At 44.9% G+C, this 13,022-nt stretch carries 13 protein-coding genes; 1 reads left to right on the top strand and 12 read right to left on the bottom strand.

The features are described from left to right. On the bottom strand, window positions 1–513 hold the full coding sequence (locus NSQ38_RS18410; protein WP_339783339.1) for a hypothetical protein: 513 nt from the start codon (window positions 511–513) through the stop codon (window positions 1–3). A gap of 234 nt (window positions 514–747) precedes the next feature. Here NSQ38_RS18410 and NSQ38_RS18405 point away from each other — a divergent pair, with 234 nt between their 5' ends. After that, complete coding sequence (locus NSQ38_RS18405; protein ID WP_339783337.1) at window positions 748–1,392, top strand: hypothetical protein; 645 nt, start codon at window positions 748–750, stop codon at window positions 1,390–1,392. A 69-nt stretch (window positions 1,393–1,461) separates the two neighbouring features. On the opposite strand, the gene NSQ38_RS18400 is transcribed toward NSQ38_RS18405, so the two are convergent. From NSQ38_RS18400 to NSQ38_RS18350, 11 genes are all read right to left on the bottom strand, one after another. Then, window positions 1,462–2,778, bottom strand: a complete 1,317-nt coding sequence (locus NSQ38_RS18400; protein WP_283945758.1) for a hemolysin family protein — start codon at window positions 2,776–2,778, stop codon at window positions 1,462–1,464. Window positions 2,779–3,411: 633 nt separating this feature from the next. Continuing rightward, on the bottom strand, window positions 3,412–3,936 hold the full coding sequence (locus tag NSQ38_RS18395) for a hypothetical protein (protein ID WP_289389470.1): 525 nt from the start codon (window positions 3,934–3,936) through the stop codon (window positions 3,412–3,414). Next, complete coding sequence (locus NSQ38_RS18390; RefSeq protein ID WP_289389471.1) at window positions 3,936–4,349, bottom strand: MerR family transcriptional regulator; 414 nt, start codon at window positions 4,347–4,349, stop codon at window positions 3,936–3,938. The genes NSQ38_RS18395 and NSQ38_RS18390 overlap by 1 nt, the downstream gene beginning before the upstream one ends. A gap of 226 nt (window positions 4,350–4,575) precedes the next feature. Then, window positions 4,576–6,159 carry a sigma-70 family RNA polymerase sigma factor gene (locus tag NSQ38_RS18385; protein WP_339783335.1) on the bottom strand — a complete coding sequence of 528 codons (1,584 nt, stop codon included), beginning with the start codon at window positions 6,157–6,159 and terminating at the stop codon, window positions 4,576–4,578. A gap of 225 nt (window positions 6,160–6,384) precedes the next feature. After that, window positions 6,385–6,783 carry a spore coat protein GerQ gene (gene gerQ, locus NSQ38_RS18380; protein ID WP_235193948.1) on the bottom strand — a complete coding sequence of 133 codons (399 nt, stop codon included), beginning with the start codon at window positions 6,781–6,783 and terminating at the stop codon, window positions 6,385–6,387. 135 nt (window positions 6,784–6,918) lie between these two features. Further along, window positions 6,919–7,341 (bottom strand): cell wall hydrolase, encoded by a 423-nt coding sequence (locus NSQ38_RS18375; protein WP_339783334.1) that lies wholly within the window; start codon window positions 7,339–7,341, stop codon window positions 6,919–6,921. 160 nt (window positions 7,342–7,501) lie between these two features. Next, window positions 7,502–9,187, bottom strand: a complete 1,686-nt coding sequence (locus tag NSQ38_RS18370) for a hypothetical protein (protein ID WP_339783332.1) — start codon at window positions 9,185–9,187, stop codon at window positions 7,502–7,504. 204 nt (window positions 9,188–9,391) lie between these two features. Continuing rightward, window positions 9,392–10,141, bottom strand: a complete 750-nt coding sequence (locus NSQ38_RS18365; RefSeq protein ID WP_339783330.1) for a glucose 1-dehydrogenase — start codon at window positions 10,139–10,141, stop codon at window positions 9,392–9,394. Window positions 10,142–10,287: 146 nt separating this feature from the next. Then, window positions 10,288–10,680: a DUF2500 domain-containing protein gene (locus NSQ38_RS18360; protein WP_338587164.1), complete on the bottom strand. Its 393-nt coding sequence runs from the start codon at window positions 10,678–10,680 to the stop codon at window positions 10,288–10,290. Window positions 10,681–10,887: 207 nt separating this feature from the next. Continuing rightward, the gene (locus NSQ38_RS18355; protein WP_339783328.1) at window positions 10,888–11,457 is read right to left on the bottom strand and encodes a hypothetical protein; all 570 of its coding nucleotides are present in this window, start codon (window positions 11,455–11,457) and stop codon (window positions 10,888–10,890) included. Between the two features lie 253 nt (window positions 11,458–11,710). Next, complete coding sequence (locus tag NSQ38_RS18350; protein WP_339783326.1) at window positions 11,711–12,814, bottom strand: collagen-like protein; 1,104 nt, start codon at window positions 12,812–12,814, stop codon at window positions 11,711–11,713. Between the last annotated feature and the right edge of the window lie 208 nt (window positions 12,815–13,022).

Raw genomic sequence — 13,022 nt, 5'->3', positions numbered from 1 at the left:
TCAGAATAACACGGTGCCAGAGACATGTTTGCTTGTTTCCGTGGTACTTCCATCATACGCTGTATGAATACTCGTAACGCGATAATAATATCCTGGCATAACGGTCCAATCCGATGCGGCATTCAGTAAGTTTGTATTCGTTGCATTGTTGGAATTCGTTTTAAAAGTTACCCATGCTGTTCCTGTCCAGCGCTCAAGTCGATAATCTACGGAAAGTGTCTTCATTGCTGTATATGTCATGGTCTTGGTATTGACGATAGCCGATAATCCACCCCCAGGAATGAGTGCACCGACCGCTTGATAGATATGTCCAAGTTCTCGAGTGGTAGCAAGCGAATGGATGGATGGTTCTGGCGGTGGCGGAGCTGTAAGGGCACCAGAGGACACGTTGATCATCGGGCTTGCAACGGCTGGTTCAGACGTAGGTATAGCCAGGATTGTTGGCACCATTACCAAGGCAACAAGGGTTATTTTTAGCATAGATGCTGCACTCTTCGTTTTCATTTTCCGCATATTGATCCATCCTCCGCTTCCATACTTGATTTTGTGTAAGGGTATAAACGGACGGATCAGGTGACAGGTTTCAAAAAAAAAATTAGACGCTCCGATGTTTCTGTCGACAGCGTCTTTTGTCTTTGCATGCATCTCCAGCATGGTTGAAACCTAAATTATTCCAGCCCGTATGTATTGGGTAATGGATACACGAAACCATATTAACCAACAAGATTTGCAAATGAGGTGTATAACTTGAGTAAATTTCAATCCAAATCCAAAAGGCATCGTCACAGCTCCAATCCGAATGAACTACATATCGAAGTTTCCGGCTCGTTCAAACGTTGGCTTGTTATCTTGGTGAGTGCGCTTACCGCAGGGACCTTAATATATTTATTGGCTACAGCCCGTGAAAGCTGGATAAGCATGGGGATTGACCGCTATGTATTGCCCTTTATGATCTGGGGACTTGTACTGTCCCCCATCCTTGCTTTTCTTTTCCTCAAGCAGAGCGGCCGAACCCTTTCCCATGTCAAATTTTTACGTGTTTTCGGGATTGCTTTTTGCCTCCTGCCTCTGGTACTTCTGTTTTATGTGTTACCAGCAACACTTAGTATGGTGAATGATCACCTAACCCAATATAAGCAAAATCCGGTGTTATCCACTACTAAGGTGGGGGACTACAATTCTTACGAGGTTACTTTCGTCGATATGTATGACATCATCACCATTAAGACACCGACAACAACACAATCCACTCGAAAAAAGCTGAATATCCAGCATGATCTCGCTCCTGGAGAGAATGTTTACGTCACTTATAAGCGAATTGATATCAAAAATAGCTTTGTCACGGAGAACCGTTATGCTGATATTGTCATTCATGCACCCAAAGAATCATGAGTATGCAAAGAAGCTGTACGTTGACCATTACGTCACCATACAGCTTCATTCGTTACAATTTCGATCCGGCTACGCGCCTTCTTCTTCAACCAACAGTTCCAGCTTAATCACATTTACTCGGGAAATTCGCTTATGCTCTGTCTCTTGAATGACAAATACATAACCCCCATACTCAACCGATTGACCGACCTCAGGTGGAATGGCATCTACTCTGGAGTATAACCAGCCTCCAATGGTATCGTAATCAGCACGGTCCATCTCCAGTCCAAATCGTTCACTGACTTCTTCAATCAGCATCAATCCATCAATGGAGTATTCCATCTCATCCACTTGCTCAATGGCAGGACGTTCTTGGTCGAATTCATCCTGAATCTCGCCTACGATCTCTTCCATGATATCTTCAAGTGTGACAAGCCCGGAGGTTCCGCCGTATTCATCAATCAGAATCGCAATCTGTGTCTTGCTACGCTGCATACGCTTGAGCAGATCACTGATCAGCGTGGTGTCTGGCACAGCCAGGATGGGCCGGATTACGGAGATAGTATCCGTGAGTTGGGATCGCATCAGATCCTTAATGTGAATAAAGCCGATAATATGATCCTTGTCTCCGTTATATACCGGATACCTTGTTCGCATACTTTCGCTGGCAATCTCCAGATTCTCCAGCATGGACTCATTGGCGTTCAGACAGATCATTTCCGTCCGCGGAATCATAATTTCACGGGCGGTTGTATCCGTAAAATCAAATATATTATCAACAAGTGCTAATTCAGTGTTATCAATTAAACCGCTCTTATTGCTTTCTTTCATGAGAATACGTAATTCATCTTCACTATGCGCGTCGTCCATCTCCGAAGCTGGTGCCATTCGGAACAGTCTCAACAAGCCGTTAGCCATACCGTTCAGTGCCCATATGAATGGATACATTAACTTGTAGAAGAACGTTAGCAAAGCCGCAGACCACAACGTGATCGTCTCAGACTTTCGAATCGCCATCGTTTTGGGAGCAAGTTCTCCCAGTACAATGTGCAAGATCGTAATAATCACAAATGCAATGGCAATAGAGATTCCATGAACGTAGACTGGTCCCAGTCCAAATGCGGTAAACACGGGCTCTAACAGATGTGCAATTGCCGGTTCTCCCAGCCACCCGAGTCCCAGTGAAGCCAAAGTTATACCTAGTTGGCAAGCTGACAGATATGCATCCAGATTACGTACGATATTGGAAGCGTAGATGGCATTTTTGTTGCCTGTTTCCACCAAAGCCTCAATCCGACTTCCACGAACTTTCACCATCGCAAATTCCGCCGACACAAAGAAACCATTCATTAATACAAGTAAACCAATTATTACTAAATTTAAAATACTCGGTAAGGGGTCACTCAAATTTTCATCCTATTCGCCGTCATTCTTCGGCAAATAGGTCCACCTCCTTCGAAAATGTAGGATATTAGCCATTCTGCCGTTCATATGCAATTTCAACTTCCCAATGCTTCCACCTCCACCTTGTTCTGTCGAATAACAAAGATATGCTTCTTTTATTATATAATTCTACACTACACAGTCAATCCGTGTCCTATGACAACGAAATGGCACAAACGCCTTTTTTCTTTAACAAAAGTCTCGATTACGCTGTTTTCACGGAAATAATTTTTACTAAATACGCCGTTATGCTTCTTATTTTTACACTAGTTGAATCCTCTGCAACGTGTGTATTTGTATTGATAAATGATTAAATTCCAGATCATCAGATAGTTATTCCTTTTCATTTTCTGTAATACGTGTGACTGCTCGAACTATAACATCAGGATAGTTATTCTGAATGATAATTTTGGCTTCAGCTATACTTTCAGCTCTCAATTCTCGAGTGTATATGATTCCATAAGAATCTTGGAATTCTACGGAATATTCGATTGCCTCTCGGTCCATTTTTAATCACCTACCCATTGTTATTGTGCTTTACAATCACATTATCAATAAGTTTACGCATTCGTAAAATACGTTGAGCGCTCTCTTCCACTAGTAGTTTATTCGATAGTCCTTTTCAAGATAAGCATATTCACTGTCTCTTGTTTGATACGTTCTTGGTCTGATAACTAATAATTCCTTATCTGAGCCAGCCTTGCTAGACGAATTAATTTCGAGTCTCATCACTCGTTCAATGACTTGATGATCGATATGCTCATCATCTACATCTTCCTCGTCTACAAAGCGAACTGTTATGTCCTGTTTTATTCCTTTCCAATTTAGATGACTACTTTGATAACATAATTCCACATTAATCAATGCCTCATCACAATCTATTCTCGACTGTGTATAAAACTCAATAAATACGTCTTTATCTTGTGACACTAATTTTATTTCACCTGTTTCTGTTTCAAAATTCCCATTCAAATTTAATCCTCGATAAAGACCATTTGGGAGGTGAATACGTAATATTGCATTTTCAAATAAATTATTGGTATGGGTGAGCTCAATCCATAAATGATTCATTCCTTCTTCTTTTTCCATCTTTTTTTTAGCCAGCCGTAAATTAAGCATCATTAAATTCCCCCCTTCAAAACCTGTGAAACAGAATCAATTACCTTCTGTTTTAATTCGGCTGAAACTCGAGGACTTAATGTAATTGAAACATCATCTGTTATTGTTAGAGTTTCGTTTTCCAAGACACGGTCTGGACTATATAAACTCATCAATTGGCCGATTTTTTCCACTTCCTCTAAAGAAAGAGAATTTAATTTTTCTTGGATGGATGATAAGTTTTCACCAGTTCTAGATAAAGTTATAATTGCTCGAAAATAATGAATGTGTTTATCGGTGTATACTCTTTTATTTCCTACCAACTCTAACGGAGGAATCATGCCTATTTGTGTATAGTACCGAACCGTCCTCAGATTCATCTTAGTATCATCTTCTTGAAGAATTTCTGAGATACGCTTTGCAGTGTACTGATTCATAAACTCACTCCTTTACACTTTAGTTTATACCTATACAGTAAACTGTAATATGTACAGTCTACTGTATAGGTATGCATCTAGTCAAACAACTATTAAAAAAGGAAAAATCATTTTGAGAATCACAACTAATTCTTAACTAACCAAAGAGAGCACCCTCGCTCATGCTTTCGCATGGCTGGATACTCTCTTTTTGCAATACTGTTATTTTCTTAAATCCTACCGCCGATTAAGATGTCGATTCAATCTCCGCTACGGTTTCCGAAGCGGGATTCCAGCGCCACTTCGCTCGTTCCCCGCTTTCGTTATGCAATCCACCGATCCAGAATTCATCCTGCTTCAGGAGTGCCCAATCGACTTCACCGTTCAACACCTGAATTCCGAGTTCCGTTAGCGACAGGACTCCGTCACGGAATTTTTCATCATGCTGCTTGAAATTAGGGAAAGTGGTTGCACCGCTCATCTGAAGAAGTGCATGAGGTCCTTCTGTCATCCGCCTCAGATGTGCCCAGTATTCAAGATCACCCATCCCGAGAATATGCAGCTTGTCCCCTACCTCGCGAAATAATGGATACGGATGCTCCACACCTGCTCTAATAGTCTCCAGTGTTGTCTGCTCAATGAGTCCCAGACCGTTCGATACAGATGGCAGACGGGACAAATGTGCCTTAAAGGCAGTTTTCGCAAAGGGTAGCGCAGAAGTATCTGCCTGCAAGTAATCCAGATGATGCCGGAAATCAGTCGACGTATAGGCTTCCCAGAACTGTGCACCGGCTTGTAACTCGTTTCTCTCAATCACATGCCAACTGCCGGACAGACGTTTAATCTGTGTGGAGGTAAGCTGTCCCAGTCCTCTAAAGTGCTCAATCTCTGGATACGAGTCAATACAGAGCAGATTCAGTTTCGTATTCTGGAGTGCTTGTCCTCTGAAATAATGTAAAAGATACGATAACATCGTCTGATCATAGAGATCGTATTCGAACCATAAGACAATTTCCTTATATTGTTGAAACGACTGCAACTTGCGCTCAAGCTCCTCAATCTTCAAGTATTCCGTCTGTGAAATGCCCAACTGCCGCTCTAATACGGATGCCCGATTCTTCCGCTCCTTTGCATCTTTCATATCTTTGGCTACCGGTCCAAACGTGTACAATTCTCTCCATACCAGGATGTCTCCCTGAATTCCACTCTCTCTTAAACGATTGGCAGCGTGATCCCCATTCATAATGTGTAACAATCCTTTTCCCCCTTCATACAAGTCACTGAATACAGAGACCAGATCCCTTACAGGCATAGAGCGCTTGAGTTTGGATCGGGCATCGAACAGTCTTTTCTTTAATGCAGGTACCTTGACCCCGAGGAAATCCGATATTTCCTTGAGCGAGTATCCTTCCAAATAAAACAGTTCAACAGCAATCCGCATCGATGATGGCAGTATTGCAATAGAATCACGCAGCGTACGATGCATTTCGTTTTGCACCGCTTGTTTTTCCGGATTATGCGCCTGATCCTCTTCATGGAATACATGCTCCAGCTCCTGAACTGGAATCATGGTATGTTGCTTGCGTCTTAGCCAGCGATAACACTGCCTCTCCACGATCACCTTGAACCACCCGGGAAAAGCCTCCGAGTCCTCCAACTTGGACAGATTGCCAAAGGCTTCAGTAAACGCCTCCTGTACGACATCTTCAGCCCAAAACGTATCCCCCAGTCGGTGATAGGCAACAGCAAGAGCCATCCCGCGATATTGAGACATCAGTTGTGCGTAAGCTTCAGGTTCGCCCTTCATCGCTCCTTCAATCCATGAATTCAATGCTATGGACTCCCTTCATATAAGCATGCTGCTTGTTCTATTCATGTATAAGTGCCATGTTATCGCCAAAAGGTTACGTATGACTCTAAACCTATAGTAACCTTCGTATATATGTTTATGTAAAAAGCTGTCCTGTCTGCGGATTACCTCCACATTCAGGACAGCAAAGTATATCAGTATGTGTAGACATGTCAGTTATCAATCAAAATGATGAGGTGCCAATGATTATCTGCTTGGAGCTTGCGGGTAATTGCCTACCACTCCTGGATATTGATACAACAACGGCTCATCAAATGTAGCATAGTCGAAGTTGACCATCAACAGCATGATCCGTCTTCCTGTCTTAGGGTCACTGATGATAATATGGTCACGGCCCGCTGCTTCAATAATACCTTGGAATATGCGAGCGTTCCATTCTTTATTGCCTTCATATGTCATGTAGAACGTACCGAATTTACCAAGGTTCAGACGTAAAATATTCTCAATGTATGACTGCTCAAACTGTGGAGCCGTTGTTGTAATCACTGCACCCGTTGGTGTCATTGGGCTTCCACTGGATACGAGTGGGGGTACACTTGTCGAGCTTGGTGATACCATCCCTGGCGTTGGTGACATGGCAGGCATTCCGTTACCAATTTTGTAAGACGTACCTTGAACCTGAGAATTGGCTTGTTGACCCATCACGGAATTCGCTTGCTGACCCAGTGTTTGAGTTGTTGGTTGATAAGGCTGATTAATCATGATGATTCCTCCCAAAATTTAATATACTTCCGGACAGTCATCGCCTGTCGGACTGAAGAAACAATGTGCTTTGAAACGTCCTGTATTCTGCTGGTCATACCACGTTGGTGGACAGTCGCCCACAGGTCGGAAAAACCATAACGCATTGCTCGCTGGCCAGATGCGCTCTCCATTGATCACCCGTTGTGCCAGACGAATCTCGGATTGCCTCGCCCGTTGGTAGAAGTAACCCTTCTGTGTTGACTCGTAGCCTCCTGGATTCTGGAATACCATACGATTGATATCGCGAATATCCTTAAAGTCTAGACAATCCACCAGCACCCGGTTCACACCTACATTGCCCACAAGCAACATACCCTGTTCGCCGTCACCTTCAGCCTCTGCCCTCATGAGCCTAGCCAGCAGCTTGACGTCCTCTGAGTTGGCTTTAACAACAGCCATAGTCTGTTTCCTCCCTTGTTTCAGCTGTTCATCACCGTACATCGTATTGTGCAGGAGCCCATTCGGTGACACGATTCCATCTTTTTTCCATAAAAAAAAGCCCGGAACCTCACCCAAGGTGAAGTCCCGAAGCAACTCGTTTCTTATAATACTCGCCTGTTTAAGGCTTGGCTTCAATCCAATAATCATAGGCATGAACAATGTTGCCTTGATAAGCCTGATATTCGGCCAACAGATCCGGAAGCTTGGCAAGCTGAAGTTCCATCTCCGCTGCCCCTTTTTCATAAAAAGAAATATGAGGACCTTCGTGATTCTGCTTCATTTCGACCGAAATCATCAAACTTTTACCGAAACGATCCGCGATCTCCATCTCCTGACTCACAACAGCAGCAATCCCATTGGAACCTTCGGCGTTGTTACGGAAAGCCATCAGCGACACATGATCGAGTGTACGGATCATAAACTCCGCTACAGATGTATCCTTTCCTGGCAACGCGAAGCTATCCAGCCATACAGCAAGATCTGCGCTTGTTTCGAGATCACTGTCCTTCTTTGTTTCTTCCTGGAAAAATGTAATGTTGGCAGCCCATTCGGTCAATAAGGTGTCCCGACTATTCTCCCACTCTGGCAATGTGTAAGGCTCAATATCCAGATGGATGCCTTCAAATCGTTCATCCGGTTCGGACTCAGCATTATAGTTTTTCACATAATCAATCAATCGCTGAATGCGTGGACGATTCTCCTTTTTGCCCCAGATGGGGTGTCCACCCATCGCATGGATCTCAATGCCCTGCGCTTTTGCCCGTTTCACAAAACTGCGGTAACTGGAATAGGGTTGATCCAGGTCCAAACGGACATACAACCAGTTAATATTCTGCTCTCTAGCAAATGCTAGTATGTGCTCTCCCCCGTCATTCGTCACCTGAGAGGCCTCCCAGATATACGTTCCTCGAATCTCTGGCTGATTGGATGGAATCTCCGGTGATGGCAGTTCCGACGGCTCCAGTTGTCCCCAGTATACGATGTCATGTACAGCAGAACCTGCGTAGGAACTATGCTCGCCGAATGCGGAGGCAACTTCTTCAATAACACTTTCCAGTTGTGCTGCACCTTTCCCGGCAAATGTCGTGAACTCCTCGCCAGGCATGGGCTTGGTGTTCAACCCAACCGTGACGCTCACATTGCTGGCATCTGCCCAGTTCATTTCCTGTTCAATCAAACGTATAATACCATTGTTCCCTTGCGCGTTATCACGGTAAGCGAGTAAAGTGACATGCTCCACTTGTTCAATGAACCAACGTGACAATGGTTCGTTATCTGCATCCTCAGAAACTCTATTTCCTGTGACGGTATAGGAATCCAGCCAAAATGGCAGGTCAATATTCACTGCAACTGCGCCATCCTGTCTCACTTGCTCAAATAACAGATTCATATTGGCTACCCAGGATTGTACCAGTGGCTGGGCATCTTCTTTCCAGGCTGGTAACACATAGGGCTTGATATCCAGATGTATGGCATCAAATTGCTCGTTGGGCTCAGCAGCTTGATTGTAATCACTTACCCACGACGCTAATCTGAGCATGGGGCCTTCACGGCCACTGAGTGCCCAGGATGGATCGCCTCCCAGCGCTTCAACCGCAATACCCGCACGGCTTGCTTTGGCTATAAACGTCTGGTATACCTCCTTGGACAGCGTCATGTCTACATTCACGTACAGCCTGTTTATCTTATGTTTAGCTGCATTGGCCAACAGCTCATCTCCGTTGCTAACAGACTGTGCCTGCCATACCCAGGCCGCCCGTATATCTGCGCCGTCTGCTTCAGCAGGTGACTCATTCCCTATCATTATCATCCCTCCGATCAGCAGTAACAGCCAAAATACCTTCCGGGATTGTTTCCCGAACATATACTCCCTCCATTCCTCTACTGTTGTAAAATCACATTTATTATAGCAACCGAGTTATTAAAAACAAATAAGCCCAAGTGCTTAACTTGGGCTTATTACTCTTATGTTGGAAAATCTTAGGGGTCGCCCGGCTCAATCCCGGTTCTAGTCCTCATATATCATTTTTCGGGTCATGCCTCCATCAATAACGAGGTTGGTCCCTGTGACAAAGGTATTGCTTGGATCAGACAAATATAAACAAGCACGGGAGATATCCGAAGGAACACCCACACGACCGGAGGGATGCTGTTCATGATCCTCCTTTTTCAATTTCTCCACGTCTCCTGTCTCAATCCATCCCGGACTGATACAATTGACCCGAATTTGGTCCTTGCCCAGTGAGACCGCCAGCGCATGCGTCAGAGCTATAATCGCTCCTTTGGATGCGGCATAAGCTTCGGTATCTGGTTCAGACATCAGCGCACGGGTAGAAGCCATGTTGATAATGGCACCCCCATGTTCATTACTTTTCATATGTTTGGCTGCTTCCCGACTCGCCAAAAAGCAACTTCTCACATTGGTATTGAGTACATCGTCCCATTCTTCCAGCGTCAGCTCATAGGGTGACTTCCACTTGGCGAGTCCTGCATTATTCACCAAAACATCAATTTGTTTGAATTCTTCCACGGTTGTCCGAAAAAGATTCGTAATATCCTGCTCGCTCCGAACATCACATTGAACAAAAATGGCTTCTCCGCCTTCATTACGAATGGAAGCTGCGGCTGCGGCACCCTCGGCTTCCTTGTGATCGGCAAGTACAACTTTGGCTCCAGCGACCGCATAAGCCTCAGCCACACTTCGTCCTATTCCCTGAGCGGCCCCGGTTACAACAACGACCTGATCTGTAAATGACATATTGATTGCCTCCTCTATTGTAATGATCCTTCGATCATAATCTTATAAGCCTCTTCTTATATAAAAACACGTTAGGCCCATTAAGAAACGCTTGTCCAACAAATAATCAAAAAAAACTCACGCCATTCTGGCGTAAGCTGCTCAGTTTAACCACGTAGGCGTTCGGAATATACGCGATTATATCGCTCGAAGCCTACATAACGCGTTCCTTTGAACGAGAGCCGTCCTTCGTCCCCCTCAGCACACAAACCATACTCTTCGCCATTGACTCTGAATTCGAGCCGATCTCCACTTTCTACTTCAAAGGTGACGTAATATAACGTTCGTGCTGTACTGCCTGGTTCAGATTGCGACTGACTCATCTTCATCCGTCTGCTGGTGATTCGTGAAGGCACGGTCAATAGCGGCTCCGAGTTGTTGCGTCCCCACCTCCATACCTCCTTTCCCATCGACAGAAGGACTATACCTATAATCAGAACAAATACAACCGGAAAGACGGTTCCAAACAAATCAAACATCCAAGATGATTCAATGCCCATGTCTCTCCCTCCGTTCATACAACTTAGGACAGCCGGAGTCTTGACCCGTCTCCTGTAATGTATATGCACGTAAACAAAGAACTTGTTATCCGGATTGAAATCGAACGGTGTGAGGGGAAAACCCTCCGGCAGAATACCGAAGGGTTGCCTCATACGAAAATAAGTACTATTTCATTATCTAATATTCTACTGCCTAGCAACCATGTTTTACTTAAAGGTTGTTGCAAATCGTTGATCCGATAATATAACCTGATTAACCTGTCCCTCTTTTGTCAGCATGAACGATGCACGATAGATAGCCAAATCATCTTTTTCCGCTTGCAGCGACTTCTCATCCAGGAATGTTTCCTTCTGAATATGATAGGCATAATCGATATTACGTTCAGATTCGACCAAAACATGTTCCTTGCCATACAGATCGAGAATCTCTTGATGTGTCATCCCCGCCTCTGCCCCGCGAGCCGTCTTAAAGTACCCTTTCGAGTCCTTATTCAAGATGATACTAACGACTTTGGCATCCCTATAACCAATCGTGATCCCGTTATTGTATTGATAGGATTGACCCACACCAGTTGATGTTCCCTGACCGAGGATTTTCTCCGCTTCTTCCTGACTCATTCCATACGTAATCTTATCCTCACTGTCGGTTTTCGTCACAGCCAGATCCTGTTCTGAAAATTCGTTTGGATTGAATTTGCTATTGCTGCAAGCCGTGATCATGATTAATAATAATGCCGCAACAACCCATGTTATTTTTCTCCAGTGTCCATTCTTCATGTACTCACCTCTGAGGTTTTTCCAATATTTTATCATATTAACAACTGAAAAAATAATTAGTGGTGACGTTTTCACCATTCCTCACAAAACAAAAAGGGTATCCGATATGTAGTTACTCCTGTACCATTATCCGCTCCAACTGAGATAACAGCTTCAAGGAAATACTGTTATCTCAGTTCAAGCAAACCCATGTTACCATTGTGGATGCATATTTAATAAAGCTGAGGACAATTAGCCTAGCCTATTACCGGATTCACGCTAATTGTGTGATCACAAGATGTGCCGATACAGGTCTAGTTCCGCCTGCAAGTGGCGTAATTGTTAATGCAGTAGCATTACCAGCCGGGTTCCGCACGGTCAGAATAGAATTAATCACGGTTGTCTGCACCAAAGCCATACCAACAATCTGAGACGTTCCCGTTGCTCGCCCAACTACAGTAGGAGCCAAATCTGCCCCATTGAGAGTTAAGATTAATTGACCGGCTTCATTGATGCTCACCTGGAATAAAATCTGATACGTACCAATGGCTGCTAGATTGAATGAACTAGGCCCCGTCCGAGCAATAGTTGTTCCACTTGTCGGTCCATCTTGAGGAAAGCTTACGTCTGTACCGGGAGCAACCGTTGCAGCATTATCAGGTGGCATCAGTGCGAAAAAGTCAGCAAATCCCAGTACGCTTCCGGCTGCTCCTGTTGCACCTGTACCTCCCGTGGCTCCAGCTGGACCAGCTACTCCTGTCGCACCAGTCGGACCTACTGCTCCTGCTGCACCGGCAGGCCCTGCCGGACCTACTCCTCCTGCTGCACCGGCTGGCCCTGCTGGGCCTACCGCTCCTGCTGCACCGGCCGGGCCTGCCGGGCCTACTGCTCCTGCAGCTCCTGTCGCACCCGTCGGCCCAACAGCTCCAGCAACACCTTGAGGCCCAATTGCCCCGGCAGGTCCGGGATTACCTTGCGGACCTTGTGGCCCTACAGCCCCTGCTTCTCCCGGAATCCCCTGTGCTCCCATAGGTCCAGCAGGTCCGACCGGACCTTGAGAACCTACCGCTCCAGCAGGACCAGGCTGTCCCTGAGGCCCTTGTGGTCCAGGTGGCCCCCCTGCTGGTCCTTGAGCTCCAGGTGGCCCTTCAACCCCTTGTTTACCTGGAACACCTTGTACGCCCTGTACGCCTTGTATACCTTGGGGTCCTGTTGGTCCAACAACAGTAGGGGTAGATATATTCACTTCTGGAGGCGGACATTTTACTTGAACAAACTTTTTGACCACTTTTAATCGGCGTTCTTTTCTTTTAACTTTACACGGATGTAATATTGCCTTTTTTCTCTTCATACGTTTCTTCACTTCTGAATGACTCACAGTGTGGACACCTCCCTATAGACATGGTTTAATGTACGTATGTAGATGAAAAGATGCGTGGACGAACAACCATTTTAGTAAAAAACTCAGCTAATTCCCAGAAAAAACAATAAAATGGATATCACACCGCCCATACGGTTGATCTAAATTGTTCATAACCATTAATTGAGGCGAGCTGGTTTGCGTAGCGATATTTGTTCAAAAAAAC

Source organism: Paenibacillus sp. FSL R7-0313 (assembly GCF_037969885.1).
Taxonomy (GTDB): domain Bacteria; phylum Bacillota; class Bacilli; order Paenibacillales; family Paenibacillaceae; genus Paenibacillus.
This window is presented reverse-complemented; position numbering and strand designations above follow the sequence as displayed.

Excerpts from the sequence above, each read along its gene's own strand:
- NSQ38_RS18410 (WP_339783339.1), bottom strand. The coding sequence starts at position 513 with ATGCGGAAAATGAAAACGAAGAGTGCAGCATCTATGCTAAAAATAACC.
- NSQ38_RS18395 (WP_289389470.1), bottom strand. The coding sequence starts at position 3,936 with ATGATGCTTAATTTACGGCTGGCTAAAAAAAAGATGGAAAAAGAAGAA.
- NSQ38_RS18390 (WP_289389471.1), bottom strand. The coding sequence starts at position 4,349 with ATGAATCAGTACACTGCAAAGCGTATCTCAGAAATTCTTCAAGAAGAT.
- gerQ (WP_235193948.1), bottom strand. The coding sequence starts at position 6,783 with ATGCCTGCCATGTCACCAACGCCAGGGATGGTATCACCAAGCTCGACA.
- NSQ38_RS18375 (WP_339783334.1), bottom strand. The coding sequence starts at position 7,341 with ATGGCTGTTGTTAAAGCCAACTCAGAGGACGTCAAGCTGCTGGCTAGG.
- NSQ38_RS18370 (WP_339783332.1), bottom strand. The coding sequence starts at position 9,187 with ATGATAGGGAATGAGTCACCTGCTGAAGCAGACGGCGCAGATATACGG.
- NSQ38_RS18365 (WP_339783330.1), bottom strand. The coding sequence starts at position 10,141 with ATGTCATTTACAGATCAGGTCGTTGTTGTAACCGGGGCCGCTCAGGGA.
- NSQ38_RS18360 (WP_338587164.1), bottom strand. The coding sequence starts at position 10,680 with ATGGGCATTGAATCATCTTGGATGTTTGATTTGTTTGGAACCGTCTTT.
- NSQ38_RS18355 (WP_339783328.1), bottom strand. The coding sequence starts at position 11,457 with ATGAAGAATGGACACTGGAGAAAAATAACATGGGTTGTTGCGGCATTA.